Source organism: Streptomyces sp. NPDC058246 (genome assembly GCF_042881985.1).
Lineage (GTDB): Bacteria > Actinomycetota > Actinomycetes > Streptomycetales > Streptomycetaceae > Streptomyces.
Window position 1 is genome coordinate 456644 of record NZ_JBHVWZ010000001.1, and the last position, 25144, is coordinate 481787.

Here is a 25144-nt window from a genome sequence, read left to right on the forward strand (position 1 = left end):
GCCGGGCAGGCTCGTACCGTCCGGTTCCTAGGTGTTGTCCGCCCTGGACATGCGCAGGGCCAGGTCCTGCAGCAGATCGGCCGTCTTGATGTCGGTGCGCCCGGAATCGTGGAGGTCGGCGAGTTCGGAGAAGAGGAACGCGAAGGCGCCCACGAGCGAGATGGTGGCGGGCAGGTAGGCGTCCGCGACGGCCTGGCCCGCCTCGGCGGGCCCGGCGTCGGCGGCCACCTCTACGCGGGGGAACACCTCGGTGACGAGCGCGCCGAGCTGGGTCTCGGTCGATTCGACCTCGGCGTCGTCGTCCTGGGCGATCCTGCGCACCATCGCGTTGGTCTCCGTGAGGACGCCGATGGCGCGCAGGATGATCTCCGTCTGTTCCATGCCGTGAGCCTAGACGGGTGAGGCCTCTGCTGTGGCCTCGGTGTCATGAAGGGCGGCGCTGGAGGGTGTTCAGGAAGGCTTGACTTGAAGAGCACTTCAAGTTCCAGACTCCCGTTCGAGCCCGCGGATCCCGGGTTCGAACGGGAGGGACACCATGAAGTACCGCACGATCGGCAGCGACCCGAAGAACCGGCGTGAGGTGAGCGTGCTCGCGCTGGAACTGACACCGGATCAGCGGGCCCGGCTCGACGCGGCCCACTGACACGGATCCGGCGGGGAGCCGGTCCTGGGCGTCCGCTGTGCGGGGTCCGGGACCCGGCCGCCGGGCGCCTACTGTCCGGTCGCGTCCGGCGCCCGAAGAATCGTGAGGAGGAGCGCGATGTCGTCGGGGCGTTCCGTGGCCTTCCGGGCCTCAGAGGTGAGCAGATCGGCCGCGCGGGACAAGTAGCGGCTGCCCGGCGTGCTGTCCGGGGTGCCCGCGCGGGCCAGGGTCGCGCGCAGGATGTCGACGCCCTCGTCGATGTCGGTGCCGGGCCGCTCGACCAGACCGTCGGTGTAGAGGGCCAGGACGGCGTCTGGCTCCAGCACCAGCTCCGTCACCGGGTACCGGGCCTGCGGGTCCACCCCGAGCACCACCCCGCCGGGCAGGTCCAGGACCTCGGTGCGGCCGTCGGGATGGCGCAGCAGGGGCTGCGGATGCCCGGCCCGGGCGGCTCGGGCGATGCCCGTGACCGGGTCGATCCGGATGTAGCAGCAGCTGGCGAACTGTCCTGGATCGAGGTCGATGAGCAGCCGGTTGGTGCCGCTCATCACCTCGTCCGGTGAGCGGTCGCCGAGCGCGAACGCCCGTACCGCGCTGCGCAGTTGGCCCATGGTGGCCGCCGCCTGGACGCCGTGCCCCTGGACGTCCCCGATGACCACGGCGAGCCCGTCGCCGGCCTCGACGACGTCGTACCAGTCGCCGCCCACGTCCATGCCGAGCGTGCCGGGCAGGTAGCGCCCGGACGTCTTCACCAGGGGGTGCGCCGACAGCCGGTGGGGGAGCAGGGCCTCCTGGAGCCCGCGGGCGAGTGCGGCCTCGCTGTCGTAGCGCCGGGCCCGCTCCAGTGCCTGCGCGATCAGTCCGGCGAGCGCCGTGAGCACCGTACGCTCCTCGGTGCTGAAGGTGCGGGAGCGGTCGAAACCGAGGATGCAGGAGCCGACCGGCCGTCCCGAGGCGATCAGCGGCAGGAAGGCCCGCGCCCCCTCCTTGGCGTCCAGCGCGATGCCCGGATAGGCGGCCGCCAGCTGCTGCATCGACTCGAAGAAGAGCGGCCGGCCGCTGGTGAGTGCCTCGACCCCAGGTATCTTGGCGTCCAGGCCCACGCCGTCGAACGGGGCGAGGAAGCCCTGGGGGAAGCCGGTCTCCCAGGCCAGATACATGCGCCGGTCCTGGAGCAGATAGATGGCGAGGCGGCGTCCGCCGAACGCGGGCAGCAACTCCCGCATCACCACCTCGGACACCTGCCGGGCCGTCACGGCCTCGGTCAGTGCGATGGCGAGGACGATGGGCCGGTACAGCGGTGCCGTCGCCGGAACGCCGGTCCCGGGCTCGTCCACGGCGGTCCGCCCGACCGCGGCTCGCGCGTCGAACGCGGCGGCCTCGGCGGTGTCCGAGACCCGCCCCACCGGCACGATCTTGCACGTCAGACTGCTGGAACCGGGATAGACGGACAGCGTCAGCCACGCGCCTCCCCTGCGCTCCGGACTCGTCTCGTGGCCGTTCCCGTGCGGACGTCTGACCTGGAAGTGCACCGGTTCGGGCGACAACAGCGCGCCGCGCAGATGATCCTCGTACGCCGGCCGGTCCAGCCAGGGCACCGCGTCCCACAGGGGCCGTCCCAGCAGCTCCGACCGGGGCCGGCCGAGCAGCTCGGCGGCGCGCGGGTTGGCGTACGTGATCACGCCGAGCAGGTCCAACGCGAACACGCCCTCCGGGAGCAGGTCGGCCGCTGCGTCCGCGGCCGTGCCGGGGTCCGGTTCGACGACCACGCCGCAGACCCGGTACGGCGGTCCGGGCGCCGACCCCGCGGTCCACAGCTCCAGGACGCGCAGCCCGCCGTCCGCGGTACGCACCGGCAGCGGGTGGGGCGGCGGGTGCCCGGCGGCCGTCTCGCGCAGCGCGGCCAAAAGGAGCCGCGGATCGTCGGGGGTGACCGCCTCGGCGAGTGCCTCCAGTGTTCCGGTGAAGCCCTCGCGGCCGATGCCGAGCAGGGACCACAAGTCGTCGTCGGCGGTGACGGTGCCGTCGACCGGATCCCAGGTGAACCCACCGACACAGCGCGCGGAAGGGTCCTGGGCCGGTGGCCGCAAGCACTCCGGCTCCCCGTCCCACAGGACGCTGTGCCCGTCCTTCACCAGCCCCGCCAGAGCGGCACCCAGATCCTCCGCCACCGCTGTCATCCGGTCACGGTCCGGCAGTACCTCGGTGGCGTCCGAGGTCGCGGGGCGCAGCACGGTCAGTACGCCGAACGGCGTCGAGGCCCCCACGACCGGCACGTACAGCGAACCGAACTGGAACGGCAGTCCCGCGGCGAGTTGCGGATAGCGCCGCATCGTCTCCGTGGCGTCGGCGAGCAGCACCTCCACGCCGAGCCGATGGGCGTCGGCGACGGGGAACGGCCGGTCCACATGCATGCGCCACCAGGGGCGGAACAGCGGGCCGGGAAGCCCCGCGAGTACCGCCAGCCGGAGCAGCCCGGGCGTGCTCGACCGCAGATAGACGCCTCCAGCGAAGCCGCGTGCCGCCCGGATCGCGTCGCGCACGGCCCCGCTGAGCAAGGCGGCCAGGCCTTCCAGCGCCTGGTCCTCACGCTCGGCGCTCGCAGTCATCGGTCTGCCCTCGTCCGCCCGCCGCCAGGGGGGTATCACAGCAAGAATGCGCCTCCCAGGCCCCTGGCCGCACCTCGACGCACGCCTTCCGGGGGCACCGGGCCGCGCGGCCCGTTCCGGCCCCGATGGCTCACTTGTACCCAGCGCGAAGATACCGGGTCGTACGCGGTTCAGGAGCCGCCGTGCAGCGAGTGATTCAGGAACCCAAACCCGGTCCCGGGGCGAGCGCCTCGGCGGCGACGGCCGCCACGGCCTCGGCCACCGCGGCGAGCGCGGGGAAGTCGAGCTTCCACTGCTGCCAGAACAGCGGAACGTCGACGCCCCGGTCCGGCGCGAGGTCGACCAGCCGCCCGGCGCGCAGCAGTGGCTCGGCCTGCGCCTCGGGCACCATGCCCCAGCCCATTCCGGCCACGACGGCGTCGACGAACCCCTCCGACGTGGGCATGAAGTGCCGCAGCGCGCTCGCGCCCGGCCCGGCCCGCAGGGCTCGGGCGAAGTCGTCCTGGAAGTCGTCGTTCCGGTCGAAGACCACCACCGGAGCCTCGGCGATCAGGTCGCGCAGGGACGCCTCCGTCCCCCGGCCGAGCCACCGCTCGGCGAACCCCGGGCTCGCCGCCGGCAGGTACCGCATCCGGCCGAGGGCCCGTACGGAGCAGCCCGCCACCGGGTCCGGCGACGACGTCACCGCCGCCATCACCACCCCCTCGCGCAACAGGGCGGCCGTGTGGTCCTCGTCCTCGCGGCACAACTCGAAACAGAGCCGCAGCTCCGGCGGTACGCGGGTGAGCGCGGGCAGGAACCAGGTCGCCAGCGAGTCGGCGTTCACCGCGATCGACAGCTTCGTCGGTTCCCCGGAACCGGTCATGCCGAGCTCGGCGTGCGCCTCGCGCTCCAGCCGGGCCAGCTGCCGTGCGAAACGCACCACGACCTCGCCGGACCCGGTGGGCCGCACCGGCTTCGTCCGCACCAGCAGAACCCGGCCCGTGCGCTGTTCGAGCGCCTTGACGCGCTGGCTGACCGCCGACGGCGTCACATGCAGCGCGGCGGCCGCCGCGTCGAAGGTGCCCTCGTCGACGACCGCGAGCAGGGTGCGCACCTGATCGAGGGGAAGTTCCGGCAGCTCCGTCATCACAAGCGCTAATGATACGTAAGAATCTTTAGCTGTACTCTTGACAATCAGTTTTCTAGCGTCGCTGTCATGACAGCCGCCCTGACCGCCGTGGCCGCCGGATTCGGCACCGGCCTCTCCCTCATCGTCGCCATCGGAGCCCAGAACGCGTTCGTGCTGCGTCAGGGCATCCGCCGGGACGCCGTACTGGCCGTGGTGGGCATCTGCGCCCTGTCCGACGCCCTGCTCATCGCGCTGGGCGTCGGCGGGGTGGGCGCGCTGGTCGTGGCCTGGCCCGCGGCGCTCACCGCGGTCGGACTGGTCGGCGGCGGCTTCCTCCTGGTGTACGGATTCCTCGCCGCCCGGCGGGTGCTGAGGCCCGCGGCCCTCCGGGCGGCGACCGTGTCGACCGGCTCGCGGCGCCGCGCCGTCCTCACCTGCCTCGCCCTGACCTGGCTCAACCCGCATGTCTACCTCGACACCGTGTTCCTGCTCGGCTCGATCGCGGCCGACCGCGGCGCGCTGCGCTGGACCTTCGGCCTGGGCGCCGCCCTGGCGAGCCTGTGCTGGTTCGCCGCGCTCGGCTTCGGCGCCCGGCTGCTCGGCCGCTTCCTGTCCCGGCCCTCGTCCTGGCGCGTGCTGGACGGTCTGGTCGCCACGACCATGATCGCCATGGGCGCCACGCTCATCGCCGGCGCCTGAACCGGCAGTCGATGCCTGTGTCGCCGTATATGCCGTGCACAGATCAGGTCCCCCAGGGACGCGTTCCGGTCCGGCTCGGCCATAGTGATGCCTGAACCGAAAGATGTATCGAGCAGCCAGGACGAGCGTGGACACGAGCGAGAGCAGTACGGAGAGCAACCCCGCGGCGCAGGACGGGACACCGGGTCCGGACGGCACACCGGGCCCGGAGCGGGCGGAACGGCGCGGCTGGCGCCGCTGGACGATGGACACCCGGCCGCTGCGCCGCCCCGCCTACCGCCGACTGTGGTCCTCGACCATCGTCACGGCGGTGGGCAGCCAGCTCACCGCCGTCGCCGTGCCCAAGCAGATCTACGACATCACCGGCTCCTCGGCCTGGGTCGGATACGCCAGCCTGGCCGGTCTGGTGCCCCTCGTGGTCTTCGCGCTGTGGGGCGGTGCGATCGCCGACAGCATGGACCGGCGCAAGCTGCTCCTCATCACCAACAGCGGCATAGCCGTCACCTCACTGCTCTTCTGGATCCAGGCCGCCACCGGACTCGACTCAGTGCTCGTCCTGATGGCGCTGCTCGCCCTCCAGCAGGCGTTCTTCGGCCTGAACTCCCCGGCCCGCAACGCCTCCATCGCCCGACTGGTCCCCGCGGACGAACTGCCCGCCGCCAACGCGCTCGGCTCGACCGTCATGCAGACAGGCCTGGTGGCCGGGCCGCTGCTCGCCGGCGCGCTCATCCCCGTCATCGGCCTGCCCGAGCTCTATCTGATCGACGCGCTCGCCCTGTGCGTCACGGTGTGGGCTGTGGTGCGACTGCCCGCCCTGCCGCCTTTGACGGAAGCCGCGTCCCAGCGGGCGGGCTGGCGCGAGGTGGCCGCCGGCTTCCGCTACATCTCGGTACACAAGGTGCTGTTGCTGTCCTTCCTCGCCGACATCATCGCCATGGTCTTCGGCATGCCCCGCGCCCTGTTCCCGCAACTCGCCGCTCAGACGTACGCGCCCTACGGCGAAGGGCTCGCGCTCGGCCTGCTGTTCGCCGCGATACCCATCGGCGCGGTCATCGGCGGACTGCTGTCGGGCACCTTCTCCCGCGCCCGCCGACACGGACTGATGGTCATCGTCGCGGTCGCGGCCTGGGGCGCGGCCATCACGGGATTCGGCCTGAGCACCAGCCTGTGGGTGGCGGTGGCCTTCCTCGCGGCGGCCGGAGTGGCCGACATGGTCTCCATGGTCTTCCGCGGGGCGATCCTGCTGTCCGCCGCCACCGACGAGATGCGCGGCCGGATGCAGGGCGTCTTCACCGTGGTCGTCGTGGGCGGCCCCCGGCTCGCCGACGTCCTGCACGGCACGGTCGGCTCGGCCCTCGGAGCGCGCGCCGCCGTCGCGGGCGGCGGCCTGCTGGTGATCGCCGCCGTGCTGGGTCTGGCCGCCGCGACCCCGGCCCTGCGGCGCTACACGATCTGACCACGGACCAGGACCAGCCGGCCCTAGAGTGACCCCCATGGGGGACACACGACCTACCTCGCAATTCCACGCGCGGAACATCACCGCCGACGGCGCCGCCCGGCTGGTGGGCGCACTGGACGCGCAGGACGCCAACGACGGCGTACGACGGCTGCGGGCCTGGGCCCACGCGGCGCTGGCCGCGCGGCCCGGAGAGCGCACGATCGACATCGGATCCGGCACCGGATCGCAGACCCGGCGGCTCGCGGCGGACGTGGCCCCCGGGGGCGAGGCACTCGGCATCGAACCGAACCCGGGACTGCGTGCGGTGGCCGAGCAGCGGGCGGCCGAGGCGGACAGCCCGGCCCGCTTCATGGACGGCGACGCGCTCACCCTGCCGGTGCCCGACGCCTCGGTCGACGTCGTGTGGTGCGAACGGGTGCTCCAGCACCTCCTCGAACCGGACGAGGCCGTCGCCGAGATCGCGCGCGTGCTGAGCCCCGGCGGCCGGGTCGCCGTCCTGGACACCGACTGGGCGACCACGATCCTGCACCCTGGTGACCCGGAGACCGTGGAGGCCCTCACCTCCGGCGCGCTGTCCGCGGCCGCCGACCCGTACTCGGGCCGCAAACTGGTCGGCCGGCTCACGGCGGCCGGTCTGGTGATCGACGACCGGGGGTCGCAGGCCCTGCTCCAGGACCACACGTCGGTCGCCTGGCCGCTGATCCGCATGCTGGGCGAATCGGCGGTGCGCCGGGAGCACATCACGGAAGCACAGCGCGACCGCCTCTACGCGGACCTCACGGAGGCCGCCGCACAGGGTGCCCTGCACATGTCCGTGACCATGTTCGGAGCCGTGGCACACCGTCCGGAATGATCCGGAACGCGGGAGAGTACCGTCCGGAATGATCCGGAATACAATGGAATCGCCGTCGCTGACGGAGATCGTACGGAGCTTTCCCCTGGTATTGGGGGTACACGAGCAGATGAACACCGCGAGCTATGAACTGATCGCAGCGAACTCGACGGTCAATGCGGTCGCCGCTTTTGTCGGTGGCCTCGTCATCGCCGGTGCGCTCGTCTGGGCTGTCCGGCTGGGTATCAAGGTGCGGCGCCAGGAGTCCGATCCGCCGCGCGCCGACGAGCAACCCAGGCTGCCCGAGTCCGGAGCGGTTCACGAGATCCGGGAGATGCGGGAACCCGACGAGGTGCCGCACGCCGTCGACGAGAGTGAGCGGCTGATGCCGTACAACATGCATGCCGCGGGGAGCAAGCACGCCGACGACCAGCATCGCAAGCGTTGGGTCCCCGGATCCAGCGGCTCCTTCGGCAGCGGCGGCCCCGGAAGGACGTAACCGGGCCCGCGCCATGAGATGACCGTCCCACGGGGCGGTCATCTCGACGTGCCCATCTCGACGTGCCCGCCCTAAGGGAGGTCGGCCGCCGAGTCCTCGGGTGCCAGGTCGGGGCGCAGGCGCAGCCACGACGGCTGCCGCAGCATTCCGGCTCGGGTACGGGTGCTGTACCCGACCTCGCCGACCAGTCGGGGCACGACCCAGTGCGCTCCGGCGACCCGGGGGACGGGCTCGAACGGGCAGCGGTCGGTCTCCGCGGCGCGCAGCAGCCGGGCGAGTTCCGACCGCTCGGCCTCGTTCCAGCCGGTTCCCACGCTCCCGGCATACCGCAGCCGACCCGCGTCACGCTGCCCCACGAGCACGGCACCCGGCAGCCCCGACAGGCGCCCCTTGCCGGGGACCCAGCCGCCGATGATGACGTCCACGGTCCGTACGTTGCGGATCTTGACCCAGGCGCGCGAGCGCACCCCGGGCTCGTACACGGAGTCCAGACGTTTGCGGACAAGCCCCTCAAGGCCGCTTTCCCGCGTGGCTCGCAGGGCCAGATCGCCGTGGCCCACCAGCGCGGACGGTGTCGACCAGAACGGCCCGTCGAGAGCGAGCCCCTCCAACTCCTGCCGACGGCGCGCATAGCGCAGGCCCGTCAGATCGCCCCGCAGGTACATGACGTCGAACACGACGAGATGCGCGGGAGCCTCCGCGGCACGACGAGCCGCCTTGCCCGGAGACCGGGCCAGCCCCATGCGGGACTGCAGGAGCTGGAAGTCGCCGCGCCCCTGATCGTCCAGGACCAGCACCTCACCGTCCAGGATCGCGGGGGTCGAGCCGAGAACACCGCCCAGCGCACCGAGTTCCGGATACGCGGCGGTGATGTCCTCCCCCGACCGCGCGCGCAGCAGCACGCTGCCGTCCCCGGGCAGGTAGACCACGGCGCGCTGTCCGTCGTGCTTCGTCTCGTACGCCCAGCGCATGTCCTGCCCGGCGGGCGGCAGGGTGCCGGGTGTGGCGAGCATGGGAGCGATGAGCGGCAGGGTCACAGCAGAGTTGTCGACACAGCTCCCCGCGTCCACGCTCCGGTGCGGGCCGTTTCGCCTGAACGGCGTCGCTCTGCGGCGGTGGCGCCCTAACTCTCCAGTGCCTGAGCCATCAGGGTCTGCAGGTACAGCCCCCGCCGGACATCGAGTTCACCGGACCGGCCCGTCCGGACGGCGGTGGCGAACTCCCGGCGCAGCACGGGCCACGACTCCTCGTGGTCGAGCGTGGCACTGTCGAACGTCAGCTCGGGATGGCGGCCGAACAGCTCGATCCGCGTGATGCCGTGCTCGACCTCGACCGCCCCCGACAGTGACGCCTGACTGACGGCTCCGCTCGCGTGTTCGCAGGTGAGTTCGACCCAGCGGCGGAGGTCTCCGGCGCCGCGCACCCGCGTGATGGGACCCAGGGCCGCGTCCAGCAGGTCGAGAATGTGTGGCCCGATGTCCAGCAGCGCGCCGTGTTCGAGGCGCCAGGGGGTCGCGAAGTCGCCGCCCAGGAAGGCGCCGCTCAGACAGCAGGACCGTGCGCCCACGGTGTCGAGGCCCTGGGCGTCCTTCAGGAACCGCCGGGTGACCGGGTGATAACGGTTCGTCAGGACGAGCTGGGTGACGACGCCGGCGCTCTCCACCGCGTCCACCAGGCCCTGCGCCGAGGACAGGTCCAGAGCGATCGGCTTCTCCAGGAGCAGCGCCTTGCCGGCCTTCGCCGCCCGCGATGCCAGCTCGGCCTGCACGGCGGGCGGAACCGCGAAGGCGACCGCCTCGCAGCCGTCCAGCAGTTCCTCGAAGGTCGCGGCGACGCCGGCCCCGTAGGGGGAGGCCGTTTCGCGGGCCGCCTCGGGCCGGCGTGCCCACACCGACGTCAGCTCCGTCTCGGGCCCGGCCGCGAGCACGCGCGCGTGCACGGCACGCGCCCATGGCCCGGCGCCGACGAGCCCGACCTTGACCGGGGCGTGGGGCCAGGCGTGCGGGGTTCCGGTCACGGCACATCTCCCTTGCGGTACGAGTGGACAAACTTCACCACGATGTACGGGGCTTCGACCAGGGGGCGGCGGGCCTCACACGGAGACGGGGCCGTCGAGTACGGGCCCGTGCCGCGCCGGGACATCGGGCGTGCGCTACGGGGCATCGAGGATCGTGGTGATCGGGTTCGCCGTAACTTGACCTGATCGAGGGGGCTGGAGCGCGGGGAGACTCATAGGCTTACCCGGTGATCACATCCGACTCGTGAATGAGCACCAGCAACCCACGAGTGCTCGCCAGTGACGCACCAAAGAACTCCGTCAGTCCGCGAGTGCTCGCCGGCGCCGCACGAAAGAACTCCAGCAACGCGCGAACGCTCGCGAGTGACCGCGCATGATCTCCATCGACATCTCCATCGACCGGGAGGGTCCCACGTGACGCCACGCCCGCAACAGGCCGCCAGACGCACCACCGTCCTTCGCCGTGAGGCCGTCGTCGCGGCGCTTCCCGTCGCTCTCGCGGCCCTGCTCGTCGGTGCCGGACCGGCGGCGGCCGGGACCGTGGGCTCCTCCGGCGCGGGAGACCCGTACTTCCCCCTGGCGGGCAACGGCGGCTACGACGTCCGCCACTACGACCTGACGCTCGGCTACGACCCGCAGAGCCGTCACCTCGACGGCAAGGCCGTCATCACCGCGCGGGCCACCCAGCGGCTCACCCGCTTCGACCTCGACTTCAAAGGGCTGAAGGTCACGGGCATCACCGTCGACCGCGCCAAGGCTTCCTTCAGCCGCGACGGCCAGGAACTCGTCGTCACCCCGCGGGACGCGCTGCGCAAGGGCCAGGAGTTCCGCGTCACCGTCACCTACTCCGGCACCCCCAAGCCGGTCACGGATCCCGACGGCTCCCTGGACGGGTGGATTCCCACCGACGACGGCGCGTTCGTGGCCGGCGAACCGCAGGGCGCCATGACGTGGTTCCCGGCCGACAGCCACCCCCAGGACAAGGCGTCGTACGACTTCACGCTCACCGTCCCCAAGGGGCGCACCGCCGTCGCCAACGGCGTCTTCCTGGGCCAGAAGACCTCTCACGAGCGGACCACCTTCCGCTGGCGGCAGTCCGAACCGATGGCGGCCTACCTGGCCACGGCCACCGTCGGAAAGTTCAAGGTCGAGCAGTTCACCACCCCTGACGGCCTCAAGGTCTACAACGCGGTCGATCCGCGCGAGGCGGCCGACGCGGCCCCGGCCCTGAAGAAGCTGCCGTCCGTGCTGGCCTGGGAGAGCAAGCTGTTCGGTCCCTACCCCTTCCGCGCCGCCGGGTCCATCGTCGACAGGGCGCCCCAGGTCGGGTACGCGCTGGAGACCCAGACCCGGCCCGTCTACGACTCGGCGCCGGACCTCAGCACCCTCGTCCACGAAAGCGCCCACCAGTGGTTCGGAGACTCCGTCACCCTCACCACCTGGAAGGACATCTGGCTCAACGAGGGCTTCGCGACGTATGCCGAGTGGCTCTACGCCGAACAGCACGGCGGCAAGAGCGCGCAGAAGACCTTCGACTCCCTGTACGCCAGCCCGGCGAGCAGCGATCTGTGGGCGTTCCCGCCGGCGGACCCGGGCAGCGGGGCGCGCATTTTCGCCACGCCCGTGTACGCGCGGGGTGCGATGGCGCTGCACAAGCTCCGCACGGCCGTCGGTGACCGGGTGTTCTTCCGCATCTTGCGCACCTGGGCTTCCTGCCACCGCGACGGGCACGGCACCACGGCCCAGTTCATCCGGCTCGCCGAGCGGGAGTCCGGGAAGGACCTCGACGGTCTCTTCCACACGTGGATCGGCACCGCGGGCAAGCCCTCGTCACCCTGAGGGACCCTCGCTGAATGATCTTGCGGTTCCCGGTGCCCTGCTTGTCCCGGGGGGCACCGGGAACAAATCTGTTTGCCTTTTTTCCTGGAATCGCCATCCAAATCCCGTTCTGACGCGTATTGCCTAGGAGAGATGTTTCAGCGGGAGGAATGCAATGGCGATTTTCAGCGATGTCTTTCCTGCCAGACACCGTGACCACCGGAAGGATTCGACCTCGAGGCACGACGGCTCCTCGATGAGGGGGCACCGTCGCCACCGTCGTTCCCACGAGTCCGACGATCACAGGTCTGGTCACGACCACTGAAGGCTGAGCGGACCGGGAACTGGAGGACCCGGTCCGCTCTGTCGTCGAGCCACGACGGATCCAGGCCATGGTGCGTATCCCGAGGCGCGTTCTACGGCGTCTGCTGTCGGTCGGCGAGGACGCCGACGCCGTGGTGGCGGCGGCGCCGCCCCTGCCCCCGCGCGAGGTGTTCCGGCGTTTCTGGCCCTACACACGAGGCCGCCGACGCTGGCTCGTCCCGCTCGTCGTCTTCAGCCTGATCGGCCCCCTCGTCGACGCGGCCGAGCTGTGGCTCTTCAAGATCGTGGTGGACGACGTGCTCGTCCCGCGCGACCTGAGACCCTTCCTCTGGATCGCGCCGACCTATCTGGGGCTCATCATCGGCTCCGGAATTCTGGGGTTCGCCGACGACATGACGTCCACCTGGGTCAGCGAACGCTTCCTGCTGGACCTGCGCTCCGACGTGTTCCGGCACGTCCAGGGACTGTCGCTCGGGTTCTTCGAACGGCGGCGGCTCGGAGACGTGCTGTCGCGTGTCACGGGTGATGTGGACGCAGTCGAGACGTTCCTGCTCTCGGGTGTCGCGGACGCGCTCTACCAGGTGATCAGGCTGGGCGTCTTCCTCGGACTTCTCTGCTACCTCCAATGGGATCTGACGCTCCTCGCGCTCGTCATCGTGCCGCTGTTCTGGCGCGCGGCCCGGCACTTCTCCCGGCTGATCAAGGAGGCGTCACGGGAGCGCAGACGCCGCAGCGGTTCGCTCAGCGCGGTCGCCGAGGAATCGTTGAGCAACGTGGCCCTGGTCCAGGCGTACAACCGGCAGAGCTGGGAGGAACGCCGCTTCGAGCGCGAGAACACCGGCAAGTTCCGTGCCGCGATGGCGTCCGCGCGGATCCGTGCCGTCTACCGACCGCTCGTCGAGATCATCGAGGTGTCCGGCGCCCTCGCCGTCATGGGTCTCGGCACCTGGAAACTGGCGCAGGGCCAGCTCACCCTGGGCGGGCTGCTGGTCTTCCTGGCACTGATCGGCAAGCTCTACAGCCCGATCCGCGACCTCTCCCACCTCGGCAACACCTTCTACGCCGCGTCGGCCTCCGCGGAGCGGATCATCGAGTTGCTGGACCAGCGCCCCCAGGTCGTCGAGGCCGCCGACGTCCGCCGGATCGGCCGGGCGCGGGGCGACATCGAGTTCCACGGCGTGTCCTTCCGCTACCCCGGTACGTCACGCTGGGCGCTGTCCGATGTGTCGTTCCACGTCGCCCCCGGCGAGACCCTGGCGCTGGTCGGCGCGAGCGGGGCCGGCAAGTCCACGGTCGCCAAGCTCCAGCTCCGCTTCTACGACCCCGATCAGGGCAGGATCCGTCTCGACGGCATCGATCTGCGGGACCTGTCCCTGTCCGACGTACGGGAGAACGTCGCGGTGGTGCTGCAGGAGACGCTCGTCTTCCACGGCACGGTGCGCGAGAACATCGCCTACGGCCGGCCCCGGGCGACGCAGGCGGAGATCGTCGCGGCGGCCGTCGCCGCGGACGCCCACGAGTTCATCCGGCTGCTTCCGGACGGCTACGACACGATGGTCGGCCAGCGCGGTCGGACGCTCTCCGGCGGACAACGCCAGCGCCTGGCGATCGCCCGGGCGATGATCAGGGACGCGCCCGTCCTGCTCCTGGACGAACCGACCACGGGCCTCGACGCGCAGTCCGCCCGCAGGATCATGGACCCGCTGCGCCGTCTCATGGCCGGGCGGACGACCGTCGTCATCTCGCACAACCTGCTCACCGTCCGTGACGCCACCCGCATCGTGGTACTCGACCGCGGGCGGGTCGTCGAATCCGGACCCCATGACGACCTGCTGGTGCACGGCGGGACGTACGCCCGGCTCCACCGGCTGCACGCCGTGGCCGGTCCCGCCCGGGCGGACTCCCCGGCACCGGAAACGGTGCTGCCATGACCGCTGCTCAGGCAGGACCGGCCCCGCCCCTGGCACCGGGCACCCGTCCGGTTCCGGGCTACGAGATTCTGGGGCACCTGGCCCGCACGGGATGGCTGGACCTGTACGACACCTGGAGCGAGGAACGCGCCTGCCGCTGCGTCGTCAAGGTGATGCGTCCGGACCTTCGCGACGAGACGCGGCTGCGTGATCAACTGCTGCGAGAGGGCCGGTGGCTGCGGACCTTCACCCACCCGCACCTGGTCCGCGCTTACGAGACCTTCGAGTCGCCCGAGCCGCTCGTCGTCCTGGAGACGCTGACCGGGGAGACGTTGTCGCATCTCATCGACCGGTTGCGGCACCGGCCGGCCGCCTCCGACGTGGCCCTGCTCGGTGTGCAGCTGTGTTCCGCGATCCACTACCTGCACGGTCACGGCCTGCTGCATCTCGACCTCAAGCCGTCCAACATCGTGGTGGACTGCGGCCACGCGAAGGTGCTCGACCTCAGCGTGGCGCGACCGCCCGGGGTCGCTCCCCACGGGGTGGGCACGTTCTGCTACCTCTCACCCGAGCAGGCGCGCGGCGGACCGCTGTCGGCCGCGGCCGACGTATGGGGCATCGGCATCACGTTGTACGAGGTGGCCAGCGGCGAGGTGCCGTTCGACCGGGGCGAGACCGTGGACGAGTCCTACGACGCGCGGACGGGGGAGGCGGAGGAGACCGCCACAGGGGGCCGGGACGACTGGTACCCCCAGCTGGAGGCGAGCGCCGCGCCCATCGCGTCGCGGCGGCGCCTGCCACGGACTCTCGCCGCGGCCATCGACGGCTGCCTCCGGCAGGACCCGTCGGCCCGGCTCACGGTTCCCGAGCTGGCCGCGGCCCTCGGCACGATGCTCCCGGGCCGGGGGCCGCGCGCCGCGCACATCTGAGCGCCGGTACGACTGCCTCGCACGGCACGCGGGCTGCCGCGGAGCCCGCCGGGTCACGCCAGTTCGGCCGTTTCGAAGTGGGCGGTGGCCAGCACGCTGCCGTCGGGCGCCGTCAGCCGGGCGCCGGAGAGCCCCGCGGGGTCGACGGCGGCCGGCCCGCCCCAGAAGCCGTAGCCCTCATGCATGGTGAAGGTGCCGACGCGGACCGTGCTGCCGTCGCTGCGCTCCAGCAGGCAGGAGACCGTGCCGCTGTACGGGGTACCGGCCACGGCGAGGTCCACGGTCATGTAGATCCAGCCCGGAGACCCGGGGTGGGCGTAGATCTCACCGGTCGGCTTCCCGAGGGCCTGGGCCGAGGTCAGTTCTCCCGACAACATGCCCGCCTCGTTCTCGGCGGACGGGGAAGTGCCGGCCGCGACGTTCTCGATCACCGTGCCGACCGCCCAGCCGCCGAACCCGACGGCGAGTACGAGGGCGGCCACGGCGGAGGCGACCCGCAGCCGCACCCGGCCGCCGAGGCCCAGGCGGGGGATGCCGGACCCGAGGGCCGGCGAACGTCCCTCGCGCGCCGACGCCGCCTGTGTCAGGGCCTGCGTCACCCGGGTCTCGAACCCGACCGGCGGCTCACTGCCCGGCAGCAACCCGATCAGCCCGTCGCCGACGAGGGTCAGCTGCTCGATGTACTCCCGGCAGTCCGCACAGCTTTCCAGGTGGGCGATCGCGCCGGCCCGCTCACGGCCTGGCAGTACGCCGAGCGCCAGCTCGGCGCCGACCTCCCGCAGCTTCTCGCAGGGCACGTCACTGGACATCATTGCCTCGCTTCGGGGACGCGAGCGTGGTCCGCAGCTTTCCCATCGCCGTCCTGATCCGCGTCTTGGCGGTGCCCAGCGGAATCTTCTCCCAGTCGGCGATCTGCTGGGCCGTCATTCCATAGATACCCGCCATCACCAGGGCACGGCCCTGTTCGCGCGGCAGCTCCGCCACGGCCGCCCGCAGCCGGGTCGATGCCTCGTCGGCCAGCGCGTGCTGCTCCGGCGTCGCGCTGACGACGTCCAGGAGAGCGTCCAGGTCTTCGGGGGCCACCGGATCCGGGCGCCGCGAGCGGACGGCGTCGATGGCGAGGTTGTGGGCGATGGTCGTCAGCCAGGTCGTCACGGAACCGCGGCGTGAGTCGTACATCTGCGCATGGCGCCACGCGCGCTCGAACGTCTGCTGGGTGATGTCCTCGGCGAGCTGCGGATCCCCGATCACGGCGATGGCGACACCGAAGACCGTGTGCTGGAACCTCCGTACGAAGGTGACGGCGAGCTCCGGGTCACCGGTGGCCAGCCCGGACAGCAGAGCCTCGTCCGGAAGAGGGCTCACTGAGAACCGGAATCCCTGCATACCCGTATATACGGTCCGCCCGCGCCAGGAGATTGCCCGGTCTTTGCGGAAGCTCATGCTCCGATTCTTCTCGCTCCGGAGGCCGGAGCGCGAACGGACCAGCTGGTGTCGCAAGGACCTTCCCCGCGGCCCTGTCCAGGGGCGCGGGGAACTGCGTGATCTTTTGGCGGGGGTCTGGGGGCGGGGGCCGGGGTTTCAGGCGGGGCGGAGCCAGATGGTGGCGAGGGGTGGGAGGGTGAGTTGGATGCTGGTGGGGCGGCCGTGGGAGGGGTGGGGTTCGGGTTTGACGGGGTGGGGGTTGAGGGTGTCGCTGCCGCCGTAGCGGGCGGTGTCGGTGTTGAGGGTTTCGTGCCAGGCGGGGATGTCTTCGGGGACGCCGAGCCGGTAGCCGTGGCGGACGACGGGTGAGAAGTGGCTGACGGCGAGGAGGGGGGTGCCGTCGGTGTCGTGGCGCAGGAAGGCGAAGACGTTGTCCTCGGCGGCGTCGCCGGCGATCCAGGTGAATCCGGCGGGGTCGGTGTCGCGTTGCCAGAGGGCGGGGGTGTGGCGGTAGGCGGTGTTGAGGTCGCGGACGAGGTCGCGGATGCCGCGGTGGTCGGGTTCGGCCGGGTAGGCGGGGTCGAGGAGCCACCAGTCGGGTCCGTGGGCTTCGGACCATTCGGCGCCCTGGGCGAATTCCTCGCCCATGAAGAGGAGTTGTTTGCCGGGGTGGGCCCACATGAAGCCGAGGTAGGCGCGGGTGGTGGCGCGTTGTTGCCACCAGTCGCCGGGCATTTTCGACACGAGTGAGCGTTTGCCGTGCACGACCTCGTCGTGGGAGATGGGCAGGACGTAGTTCTCGCTGTAGGCGTACACCATCGAGAACGTCATCTCGTGATGGTGGTACTGGCGATGAACCGGCTCGCGCTGCACGTATTCGAGCGAGTCGTGCATCCAGCCCATGTTCCACTTCAGCCCGAAGCCGAGACCTCCGTCAGAGGTCGCCCGGGTGACACCGTCCCAGGCGGTGGACTCCTCGGCGATCGTCACGACTCCCGGATTGCGTCGGTAGACGGTGGCGTTCATCTCCTGGAGGAAGGCGACCGCGTCGAGGTTCTCCCGGCCGCCGTGTTCGTTCGGGCTCCACTGGCCCGGTTCGCGGGAGTAGTCGAGGTACAGCATCGAGGCGACCGCGTCGACGCGCAGTCCGTCGATGTGGAACTCCTCGCACCAGTACACGGCGTTGGCGACCAGGAAGTTGCGTACCTCGCGGCGTCCGTAGTCGAATTCCAGGGTGCCCCAGTCGGGGTGGGCGGCGCGTTGTGGGTCCTCGTGTTCGTAGAGCGGGCGTCCGTCGAACTCGGCCAGTGCCCAGTCGTCGCGGGGGAAGTGCGCCGGCACCCAGTCCATCAGCACGCCGATCCCGGCCCGGTGCAGCGCGTCGACCAGGTACTTGAAGTCGTCGGGGGTGCCCAGCCGTGCTGTCGGCGCGTAGAACCCGGTGACCTGATAGCCCCACGACCCGCCGAAGGGATGCTCGGCCACCGGCATGAACTGCACATGGGTGAAGCCCAGGTCCCGTACATACGACGGCAGTTCATCGGCAAGCTGACGATAGGTCCATCCTGGTCGCCAGGACGGCAGATGCACCTCGTAGACCGAGAAGGGAGCCTCGTGCACAGCCGTCCGCTCCGCCCGCTCCGCCATCCACCCGGCGTCGCCCCACGCATAGGACGACTCCGTCACGATCGAGGCCGTCGCCGGAGGCACCTCGGTGCGCCGGGCCATCGGGTCGGCGCGCAGTGTGTGCGTGCCGTCGGGACGGGTGATGTCGAACTTGTAGAGCGTGCCCTCGCCGAAGCCGGGCAGGAACAGCTCCCACACGCCGGAGGAGCCCAGCGACCGCATCGGAAATCCCGTGGAGCCGTCCCAGTGGCAGAAGTCCCCGCAGACCCTGACGCCCCGCGCGTTCGGGGCCCACACCGTGAAGCGGGTGCCAAGGACGCCCTCATGGGCCATCGGGTGGGCGCCGAGCGCCTTCCACAACTCCTCGTGGCGGCCCTCGCCGATCAGGTGGAGATCGACCTCGCCCAGCGCGGGCAGGAAGCGGTACGGATCCTGTGCCTCGAAGTCGGTGCCGTCGTAGGTCACCGACAGCGTGTACTCGGGGATCGCGTCGAGCGGCAGCACCCCGGAGAAGAGGCCGTCACCCACGTTGTCCAGCCGGGTGCGCATCCCGTCCACCACCACGGCCACCGCCTGGGCGTACGGACGCAGCGCGCGGAACACGACGCCGCCCGGTACCGGGTGCGCGCCGAGCAGGGCGTGCGGATCGTGGTGGGCGCCCGACAGCAGCCGCCCCCTGTCTGTCGCGTCCAACGAAGCGGCGGCGGTCGGTCGGACGCTCGCCGATGTGGTGCGTACTGTCACGACGTCAGCCTCCTCAGGAGGGGGTAGCGGGGAGTGGGTGGATGATCACTGCCGGAGAGACGGGTTGTCACTGCCGCAGAGACGGATTCGCACTGCCGGAGAGACCGGGCCATCACTGTCGGCCGGGCTCAGCAGCGTTCGGCGAGACGCCTGACCGCCGCCATCGGCACGGGCAGCCAGTCAGGACGGTGTCTCGCCTCGTAGAGCACCTCGTAGACGGCTCTGTCCGTCTCGTAGGCACGCAGCAGTTCGGGTTCCTCGCGCGGGTCCCACCGGGCCTCGGCCGCATAGCCCGCGCAGAAGGTCTCGCGGCAGCTTTGCGCCCACTCGGGACGCCAGGGCCGACGCGAGCGGGCCGCGTAGTCGAAGGACCGCAGCATTCCGGCGACATCGCGCACGGGGGACTGGACGCGTCGGCGCTCGGCGAGCGGGCGGGCCGGCTCACCCTCGAAGTCGATCACGGACCACTGCCGTCCGGCCCGCAGCACCTGGCCGAGATGGAGGTCGCCGTGGATCCGCTGGGCGGGGCGGATCGCGGTGTCGAGGGCCGCGAGCGCCTCGAAGGCGGAGCGCAACCCGCGTGCGTACGGCTGGAGTTCGGACACGGAGCGGACCGCGGCGTCGAGTCGCTCGCTCATCGCGGCCGCGAGTCGTATGTTCTGCCGCGGGCTCGGCATGTCCAAGGGGAACGCCGAGGCCAGCGCGAGATGCACCTCGGCGGTGGCCCGGCCGAGTTCGTACGCCTCGTTCGTGAACTCCCGCCCCGCGGCGAGGGATTCGAGTGCGAGAGTCCAGCCGTCGGCGGCTTCGCGCAGGTAGGGCTGAAGGACTCCGAGCGTGGCTTCCTGCGGCCGTGAGGTCCGGAACCAGGCCGCGGGGGCGGGTACGCGGGTGCAGCCCTGCCGGGACAGCGCCCACGGCACCTCCAGGTCCGGGTTGATGCCGGGCTGGACGCGACGGAAGATCTTCAGGATGAAGGAATCCCCGTACACCAGCGAGGAGTTGGACTGCTCGGTCTCCAGGAGACGGGGGGCGAGACCGGCGGGCACGGCCACGCGCGTGTCACGCTCGAAACGCAGGGGGCCCGCCGTGCCCGGACGGCGGAGGCACTCCAGGAGCTTTCCCGCCGCCTTGGGGTCGTGGAGGGCGTCGTACACGACCATGTCCGCCAGCGGGCCCGTGTCGGGCCGGCCTATGACGGCGTGAGTGAGGCGCGGCGGCAGGACGTCCCCCACGCCGAGGAGCAGCTGGTAGCAGTCGTCGGGCGGGGGAGTGCCGGGGCCGCCATGGGGCGGCGGGTCGAGGTGCTCGGTGCGGACCAGCAGATGCAGACACCCTGGATACAGCTCGGTCGACGACACCAGGGTCAGATCCGTGACGGGCCTGCCCTTGCCCGCGAACCAGCGCTGCCGCGGAAGCCATGCGCGCAGCAGCTCGGCGAGCGAGGTCAGCAGCGGAGCGGAGTCGAGGCCGAGGCCGCTCGGACGGTGCAGTGCGGTCTTCGCCATGGCGACACGTCCTTTCAGAGGCGGGCGTGCTGGGGAGGTACACCGAGGTACTCGCGGGGATACGGACGCACACTCAGGCGCACCGTCAAGATCGCCTGATGATGCTGGGCGTGACCGCGCGGCGGAGCCGGAACCAGTAGAAGCCGTGACCGGCGAGGGTCAGCAGGTACGGGAGTTCGCCGATGGCCGGGAAGCGCACTCCGCCGATGAGTTCCACCGGGTGGCGTCCGTTGAAGGTGCGCAGGTCCAGTTCGGTGGGCTGTGCGAAGCGGGAGAAGTTGTGCACGCACAGGACGAGGTCGTCCTTGTATTCGCGCAGGAACGCGATCACGGCCGGGTTGGAGGACTGGAGTTCCGTGTAGGAGCCGAGTCCGAACGCCTTGTTCTGCTTGCGGATCTCGATCATGCGGCGGGTCCAGTGCAGCAGCGATGACGGGGAGGACATCGATGCCTCGACGTTGGTGACCTGGTAGCCGTAGACGGGGTCCATGATCGTGGGCAGGAACAGGCGGCCGGGGTCGCTGGAGGAGAAGCCCGCGTTGCGGTCGGGGGTCCATTGCATGGGGGTGCGGACGGCGTCGCGGTCGCCGAGCCAGATGTTGTCGCCCATGCCGATCTCGTCGCCGTAGTAGAGGATCGGTGAGCCGGGCAGGGAGAGCAGCAGGGCGGTGAACAGTTCGATCTGGTTGCGGTCGTTGTCCAGTAGCGGGGCGAGCCGGCGGCGGATGCCGATGTTGGCGCGCATACGCGGGTCCTTGGCGTATTCCGCGTACATGTAGTCGCGTTCCTCGTCGGTGACCATTTCCAGGGTCAGCTCGTCGTGGTTGCGCAGGAAGATGCCCCATTGGCAGCCGGAGGGGATGGCGGGGGTCTTCGCCAGAATCTCGGACACGGGGTAGCGGGACTCGCGGCGCACGGCCATGAAGATGCGGGGCATGACGGGGAAGTGGAAGGCCATGTGGCACTCGTCGCCGCCGGAGGGGAAGTCGCCGAAGTAGTCGACGACGTCCTCGGGCCACTGGTTCGCCTCCGCCAGCAACACCGTGTCGGGGTAGAGAGCGTCGATCTCGGTACGGACCCGCTTGAGGAACTCATGGGTGGTGGGGAGGTTCTCGCAGTTCGTCCCCTCCACCTGGTAGAGGTACGGCACCGCGTCCAGCCGGAAGCCGTCGATGCCCAGATCGAGCCAGAAACGGAGCGCCGCCAGGATCTCTTCCTGGACACGGGGGTTCTCGTAGTTGAGGTCCGGCTGGTGGGAGAAGAAGCGGTGCCAGTAGTACTGCTTGCGGACGGGGTCGAAGGTCCAGTTGGAGGCTTCGGTGTCGACGAAGATGATCCGGGCGTCCTGGTACTGCTTGTCGTCGTCGGCCCAGACGTAGTAGTCGCCGTAGGGGCCGTCGGGGTTGGCGCGGGACTCCTGGAACCACGGGTGCTGGTCGCTGGTGTGGTTCATGACGAAGTCGATGATCACGCGCATGCCGCGCTGGTGGGCGGCGTCGACGAACTCGACGAAGTCGGCGAGGTCACCGAATTCGGGCAGGACGGCGGTGTAGTCGGAGACGTCGTACCCGCCGTCCCGTAGCGGGGACTTGAAGAACGGGGGCAGCCACAGGCAGTCGATGCCCAGCCACTGGAGGTAGTCCAGCTTCGCGGTCAGGCCCTTGAGGTCGCCGACACCGTCGCCGTCGCTGTCCTGGAAGGAGCGGACCAGGACCTCGTAGAAGACGGCGCGCTTGAACCACTCGGGGTCGCGCTCCCTGACGGGTGTGTCCTCGAACGTGTCCGGTACGGGCTCGTTGACCATCATGCGGGTGACCCTCCGATCCGCGGTGCGGGGCCGACGGCGAGCACATGCGCACCGCCCGGTCCCAGCCGCACATAGTTGGCCCTGCCCCATCGGTAGGTCTCGCCGGTGAGCTCGTCGCGCACCGGTACCGACTCGTGCCGGTCCAGGCCGAGTCGGGGCATGTCCAACGAGACCGTGGCCTCCTGGCTGTGGTGAGGGTCGAGGTTCGCCACCACCACGACCGTGTCGTCGCCCGTGCGCTTGCTGTAGGCGATGAGGGCGTCGTTGTCCGCCGAGTGGAAATGGAGGTTCCGCAGCTCCTGCAGGGACTTGTGCTGCCGCCTGATCCGGTTCAGCCGGGTGATCAGCGGTGCGATCGACCTGCCCTCGCGCGCGGCCGACTCCCAGTCACGTGGCCGTAGTTGGTACTTCTCGGAGTCGAGGTACTCCTCGCTGCCCTCCGTGACGGGGGCCTTCTCGCAGAGCTCGTATCCGGCGTACATCCCCCACGACGGTGACAGTGTCGCGGCGAGCACCGCCCGCACCTCGAAGGCCGGGCGTCCGCCGCCTTGGATGTAGCCCGGCAGGATGTCGGGGGTGTTGACGAAGAAGTTGGGGCGCATATAGGCGGCGGCCTCGCCCGAGAGTTCGGTGAGGTACTCGGTCAGCTCGTCCTTGGTGTTGCGCCAGGTGAAGTAGGTGTACGACTGCTGGAAGCCGACCGCCGCGAGCCTGTGCATGATCGCGGGCCGGGTGAAGGCCTCGGCCAGGAAGATCACGTCGGGGTCGGTGCGGTTGATGTCCGCGATCACCCGCTCCCAGAACACCACCGGCTTGGTGTGCGGATTGTCGACCCGGAAGATCCGGACACCGTGATCCATCCAGTACCGCAGCAGTCGTACGGTCTCGGCGATCAGGCCCGGCATGTCCTCGTCGAAGGCGATCGGGTAGATGTCCTGGTACTTCTTCGGCGGGTTCTCGGCGTACGCGATTGTGCCGTCCGGCCGGTGGTGGAACCACTCGGGGTGCTTCTCCACCCACGGGTGGTCGGGGGAGCACTGGAGCGCGAAGTCCAGGGCGACTTCGAGGCGCAGGTCCGCGGCCCGGCGTACGAACGAATCGAAGTCGTCGATCGTCCCCAGATCCGGGTGGACCGCGTCGTGACCGCCCTGCGAGGAGCCGATCGCCCAGGGCACTCCCACGTCCCAACGGCTCGCCGACAGGCTGTTGTTGGGGCCCTTGCGGAAGGTGGTGCCGATGGGGTGGATCGGCGGGAGGTAGACGACGTCGAAGCCCATCTCCGCGATCGCGGGCAGGCGTTCGGCGGCCGTACGGAATGTGCCGTGCGGCCGCTCAGGGGTGCCCTCCGAGCGCGGGAAGAACTCGTACCAGGAGCCGTACAGCGCCCGCTTCCGTTCCACGAGCAGCGGCTGCGGCAGGGAGCGGGTGAGCCGTTCGCGCAGCGGATACCGCGCGAGGGTGGAGTCCACCTCCGGGGTGAGGGCGGCGGCGAGTCGGGCGGCCGGCGGCCGGGACTCGTCGCGCAGGGCGTTCGCCGCCGCCAGCACGGCGTCCCGGCCCGCCGGCTCCGGGACCGCGGCGGCGGCCCGCTCGTACAGGGTGGCGCCCTCCTCCAGGACCAGCCCGATGTCGATCCCGGCCGGGACCTTGATCTCGGCGGCGCGGCGCCAGGCGGTGACGGGGTCGCTCCACGCCTCCACCAGGTAGGTCCAGTGGCCGATTTCGCCCGGTGTGACGTGGGCACCCCAGCGGTCGCTGCCGGGGGCCAGCTCACGCATCGGCGTCCACGGGCCGGGGCGGCCGCCCGGGTCGCGCAGCACGACGTTGGCGGCGACGGCGTCGTGGCCCTCGCCGAAGACGGTGGCGGTGACCTGGAAGGTCTCGCCGGAGACCGCCTTCGCGGGGCGCCTGCCGCACTCGACGACCGGGCGGACATCCACGATCGGGATACGACCGGTGTCCGGTTGTGCGTCCATGCGTTTCGCCTCCACCGTCCTCGAGCCCAACGTGCGCTTCGGATTGCCGCGCCCAACCGGCGGGTCAGATCCCTGAGTCGAACCCGCGCTTCACCTTCCAGGGCCCACGGTGCCCTTCACATCCGTGGGCCCGACCCGCCTTCAGATCGTTGCCGGAACGTCCCGCACATAGTGCTCGGCGGCGTCCGCGGCCTCGCGCGCGCAGCGCTTTCCCATCAGGACGCACAGGGTGTACCCGGTGTTCTCGAAATTGCCCCGCACCACATGGTCGGCGGGGGCCGCGAGCAACAGGCGTTCCCAGGCCCGGTATCGCTCCAGATGTCTCGCGACCTCGGCTTTGGCAGGCAGCAGCATCACGCTGGTCACCCTTTCTCGACAGCGCACGGCTCGCCTGGATGGCGAGTGGGGGCCGTACACGCAGAGGCACCGATCCGTTACGGAGATCAGAGCCCTCACCCATGGTGCCCGTACCGACACCGAGCGTCTTGTTGGCTCTTCAACAACATCGGATGGCGCTCTCGTGTTGCACGAATGGAGTAGCACTCGCACTCTGGGACTGACTCAGAAGCGATCAGTGCTCACGCTTCGTGTTCGGGGCTCGGCCCGCAGGGGCGAGGAGAGGCGAGAGCTTCGCCGTGAGGAGCCAACGACGATGAAAGCTGCAGTGCCCTGCTATTACCACCTCGACGTGGAGGTCAGCCCGGAACGGGTCGGACAGGTCAGGCGCATTCTGGCCGCACACCTCCGGTACTGGAACCTGGAGATTCTCGTCGAGTCCGTCTGTCGCTGCGCCGAAGCGCTGCTCCACACCATCGAGGAGCACGCGACGGACAAGAACACGACCATCGAGATGTGGTGGAACGGCCAGCGCCTCATCGCGGCCGTCTCGGACAACAGCCAGGACATCCGGCCACACAACGCCCCCCAGGGCTGCCTCGCGCAGATCGCCGCGCTGAGCGAGGGGTGGGGCTGCTGCGCCACCGGTGCCGGCGGAAAGATCATCTGGTTCTCCTGGCGGGCCCCGGCCGCCGAACGGGCCCCGCTGGTCCCGCCGAAACCCGCCCCCAGCCTGCGGGAGGCGCGCAAGGCGCCCCGCCGCCTGCCCCTGCCGGAGCCGGCCCTCGCCGGATTCCGCGACACCACGGAGGCCGCCGTCGCGGTCGGGTGAGTCCGTGGCGACACGGAGGCCGTGATCGCCCTACGGTGAT

The 25144-nt window shown here is 70.6% G+C and carries 19 protein-coding genes and 1 pseudogene; 8 read left to right on the plus strand and 12 right to left on the minus strand.

Translation table 11 applies throughout. The features are described 5' to 3' along the window. Nucleotides 1–27: 27 nt before the first annotated feature. From ACFVXA_RS02010 to ACFVXA_RS02020, 3 genes are all read right to left on the minus strand, one after another. Complete coding sequence (locus ACFVXA_RS02010) at nucleotides 28–381, minus strand: hypothetical protein (RefSeq protein ID WP_362019716.1); 354 nt, start codon at nucleotides 379–381, stop codon at nucleotides 28–30. A 330-nt stretch (nucleotides 382–711) separates the two neighbouring features. Then, nucleotides 712–3252, minus strand: coding sequence for a SpoIIE family protein phosphatase (locus ACFVXA_RS02015; RefSeq protein WP_389467483.1), 2541 nt, complete (start codon nucleotides 3250–3252; stop codon nucleotides 712–714). 196 nt (nucleotides 3253–3448) lie between these two features. Next, a complete protein-coding gene (locus ACFVXA_RS02020; protein WP_383746966.1) occupies nucleotides 3449–4381 on the minus strand; it encodes a LysR family transcriptional regulator ArgP in 933 nt (310 codons plus the stop codon). Between the two features lie 69 nt (nucleotides 4382–4450). On the opposite strand from ACFVXA_RS02020, the gene ACFVXA_RS02025 reads away from it, so the two are divergent. The 4 genes from ACFVXA_RS02025 to ACFVXA_RS02040 all read left to right on the plus strand — a co-directional run bounded on the left by ACFVXA_RS02025 (nucleotide 4451) and on the right by ACFVXA_RS02040 (nucleotide 7852). Beyond that, nucleotides 4451–5062 carry a LysE family transporter gene (locus tag ACFVXA_RS02025; protein WP_362019730.1) on the plus strand — a complete coding sequence of 204 codons (612 nt, stop codon included), beginning with the start codon at nucleotides 4451–4453 and terminating at the stop codon, nucleotides 5060–5062. 127 nt (nucleotides 5063–5189) lie between these two features. Then, a complete protein-coding gene (locus tag ACFVXA_RS02030; protein WP_383746969.1) occupies nucleotides 5190–6518 on the plus strand; it encodes an MFS transporter in 1329 nt (442 codons plus the stop codon). 37 nt (nucleotides 6519–6555) lie between these two features. Then, nucleotides 6556–7374 (plus strand): methyltransferase domain-containing protein, encoded by an 819-nt coding sequence (locus ACFVXA_RS02035; RefSeq protein WP_389467479.1) that lies wholly within the window; start codon nucleotides 6556–6558, stop codon nucleotides 7372–7374. Nucleotides 7375–7417: 43 nt separating this feature from the next. Then, a complete protein-coding gene (locus tag ACFVXA_RS02040) occupies nucleotides 7418–7852 on the plus strand; it encodes a DUF6479 family protein (protein WP_390023477.1) in 435 nt (144 codons plus the stop codon). Nucleotides 7853–7923: 71 nt separating this feature from the next. On the opposite strand, the gene ACFVXA_RS02045 is transcribed toward ACFVXA_RS02040, so the two are convergent. Beyond that, the gene (locus tag ACFVXA_RS02045; RefSeq protein WP_384026671.1) at nucleotides 7924–8889 is read right to left on the minus strand and encodes an ATP-dependent DNA ligase; all 966 of its coding nucleotides are present in this window, start codon (nucleotides 8887–8889) and stop codon (nucleotides 7924–7926) included. 86 nt (nucleotides 8890–8975) lie between these two features. Beyond that, a complete protein-coding gene (locus ACFVXA_RS02050) occupies nucleotides 8976–9869 on the minus strand; it encodes a Gfo/Idh/MocA family protein (RefSeq protein WP_383746972.1) in 894 nt (297 codons plus the stop codon). Nucleotides 9870–10283: 414 nt separating this feature from the next. Here ACFVXA_RS02050 and ACFVXA_RS02055 point away from each other — a divergent pair, with 414 nt between their 5' ends. The 3 genes from ACFVXA_RS02055 (at nucleotide 10284) to ACFVXA_RS02065 (ending at nucleotide 14850) form a co-directional block, all read left to right on the plus strand. Further along, nucleotides 10284–11708, plus strand: a complete 1425-nt coding sequence (locus ACFVXA_RS02055; RefSeq protein ID WP_383746974.1) for a M1 family metallopeptidase — start codon at nucleotides 10284–10286, stop codon at nucleotides 11706–11708. A 371-nt stretch (nucleotides 11709–12079) separates the two neighbouring features. Continuing rightward, complete coding sequence (locus ACFVXA_RS02060; protein WP_389467469.1) at nucleotides 12080–13942, plus strand: ABC transporter ATP-binding protein; 1863 nt, start codon at nucleotides 12080–12082, stop codon at nucleotides 13940–13942. Beyond that, a complete protein-coding gene (locus tag ACFVXA_RS02065; RefSeq protein WP_362019755.1) occupies nucleotides 13939–14850 on the plus strand; it encodes a serine/threonine-protein kinase in 912 nt (303 codons plus the stop codon). Before ACFVXA_RS02060 ends, ACFVXA_RS02065 begins: the two co-directional genes overlap by 4 nt. A 53-nt stretch (nucleotides 14851–14903) precedes the next feature. Here the strand turns inward: ACFVXA_RS02065 and ACFVXA_RS02070 are convergent, their stop codons facing one another. The 7 genes and pseudogenes from ACFVXA_RS02070 to ACFVXA_RS02100 all read right to left on the minus strand — a co-directional run. After that, complete coding sequence (locus ACFVXA_RS02070) at nucleotides 14904–15659, minus strand: hypothetical protein (RefSeq protein ID WP_390023479.1); 756 nt, start codon at nucleotides 15657–15659, stop codon at nucleotides 14904–14906. Then, nucleotides 15649–16236, minus strand: a complete 588-nt coding sequence (locus ACFVXA_RS02075) for a sigma-70 family RNA polymerase sigma factor (RefSeq protein WP_362019828.1) — start codon at nucleotides 16234–16236, stop codon at nucleotides 15649–15651. The genes ACFVXA_RS02070 and ACFVXA_RS02075 overlap by 11 nt, the downstream gene beginning before the upstream one ends. 195 nt (nucleotides 16237–16431) lie before the next feature. Further along, on the minus strand, nucleotides 16432–18645 hold the full coding sequence (gene glgB, locus ACFVXA_RS02080) for a 1,4-alpha-glucan branching enzyme (protein ID WP_390023481.1): 2214 nt from the start codon (nucleotides 18643–18645) through the stop codon (nucleotides 16432–16434). 128 nt (nucleotides 18646–18773) lie between these two features. After that, the gene (locus ACFVXA_RS02085) at nucleotides 18774–20153 is read right to left on the minus strand and encodes a phosphotransferase (protein ID WP_390023483.1); all 1380 of its coding nucleotides are present in this window, start codon (nucleotides 20151–20153) and stop codon (nucleotides 18774–18776) included. Between the two features lie 85 nt (nucleotides 20154–20238). Then, on the minus strand, nucleotides 20239–21960 hold the full coding sequence (treS, locus tag ACFVXA_RS02090) for a maltose alpha-D-glucosyltransferase (RefSeq protein WP_389472999.1): 1722 nt from the start codon (nucleotides 21958–21960) through the stop codon (nucleotides 20239–20241). Then, nucleotides 21957–23936, minus strand: a complete 1980-nt coding sequence (locus tag ACFVXA_RS02095) for an alpha-1,4-glucan--maltose-1-phosphate maltosyltransferase (protein WP_383748445.1) — start codon at nucleotides 23934–23936, stop codon at nucleotides 21957–21959. Before ACFVXA_RS02095 ends, treS begins: the two co-directional genes overlap by 4 nt. A gap of 150 nt (nucleotides 23937–24086) precedes the next feature. Then, nucleotides 24087–24290: pseudogene (locus ACFVXA_RS02100) on the minus strand (DUF5133 domain-containing protein); the annotation flags it as partial. A gap of 298 nt (nucleotides 24291–24588) precedes the next feature. Between ACFVXA_RS02100 and ACFVXA_RS02105 the strand changes: the two are divergent. Further along, nucleotides 24589–25104, plus strand: a complete 516-nt coding sequence (locus ACFVXA_RS02105) for a pep a2 (RefSeq protein WP_362029874.1) — start codon at nucleotides 24589–24591, stop codon at nucleotides 25102–25104. Nucleotides 25105–25144: the final 40 nt, after the last annotated feature.

What these genes read in the sequence shown, in the direction of transcription:
- ACFVXA_RS02010 (WP_362019716.1), bottom strand. Translation starts at nt 381, where the DNA reads ATGGAACAGACGGAGATCATCCTGCGCGCCATCGGCGTCCTCACGGAG.
- ACFVXA_RS02015 (WP_389467483.1), bottom strand. Translation starts at nt 3,252, where the DNA reads ATGACTGCGAGCGCCGAGCGTGAGGACCAGGCGCTGGAAGGCCTGGCC.
- ACFVXA_RS02020 (WP_383746966.1), bottom strand. Translation starts at nt 4,381, where the DNA reads ATGACGGAGCTGCCGGAACTTCCCCTCGATCAGGTGCGCACCCTGCTC.
- ACFVXA_RS02025 (WP_362019730.1), top strand. Translation starts at nt 4,451, where the DNA reads ATGACAGCCGCCCTGACCGCCGTGGCCGCCGGATTCGGCACCGGCCTC.
- ACFVXA_RS02035 (WP_389467479.1), top strand. Translation starts at nt 6,556, where the DNA reads ATGGGGGACACACGACCTACCTCGCAATTCCACGCGCGGAACATCACC.
- ACFVXA_RS02040 (WP_390023477.1), top strand. Translation starts at nt 7,418, where the DNA reads ATGGAATCGCCGTCGCTGACGGAGATCGTACGGAGCTTTCCCCTGGTA.
- ACFVXA_RS02060 (WP_389467469.1), top strand. Translation starts at nt 12,080, where the DNA reads ATGGTGCGTATCCCGAGGCGCGTTCTACGGCGTCTGCTGTCGGTCGGC.
- ACFVXA_RS02065 (WP_362019755.1), top strand. Translation starts at nt 13,939, where the DNA reads ATGACCGCTGCTCAGGCAGGACCGGCCCCGCCCCTGGCACCGGGCACC.
- ACFVXA_RS02070 (WP_390023479.1), bottom strand. Translation starts at nt 15,659, where the DNA reads ATGTCCAGTGACGTGCCCTGCGAGAAGCTGCGGGAGGTCGGCGCCGAG.
- ACFVXA_RS02075 (WP_362019828.1), bottom strand. Translation starts at nt 16,236, where the DNA reads ATGCAGGGATTCCGGTTCTCAGTGAGCCCTCTTCCGGACGAGGCTCTG.
- ACFVXA_RS02085 (WP_390023483.1), bottom strand. Translation starts at nt 20,153, where the DNA reads ATGGCGAAGACCGCACTGCACCGTCCGAGCGGCCTCGGCCTCGACTCC.
- treS (WP_389472999.1), bottom strand. Translation starts at nt 21,960, where the DNA reads ATGATGGTCAACGAGCCCGTACCGGACACGTTCGAGGACACACCCGTC.
- ACFVXA_RS02095 (WP_383748445.1), bottom strand. Translation starts at nt 23,936, where the DNA reads ATGGACGCACAACCGGACACCGGTCGTATCCCGATCGTGGATGTCCGC.
- ACFVXA_RS02105 (WP_362029874.1), top strand. Translation starts at nt 24,589, where the DNA reads ATGAAAGCTGCAGTGCCCTGCTATTACCACCTCGACGTGGAGGTCAGC.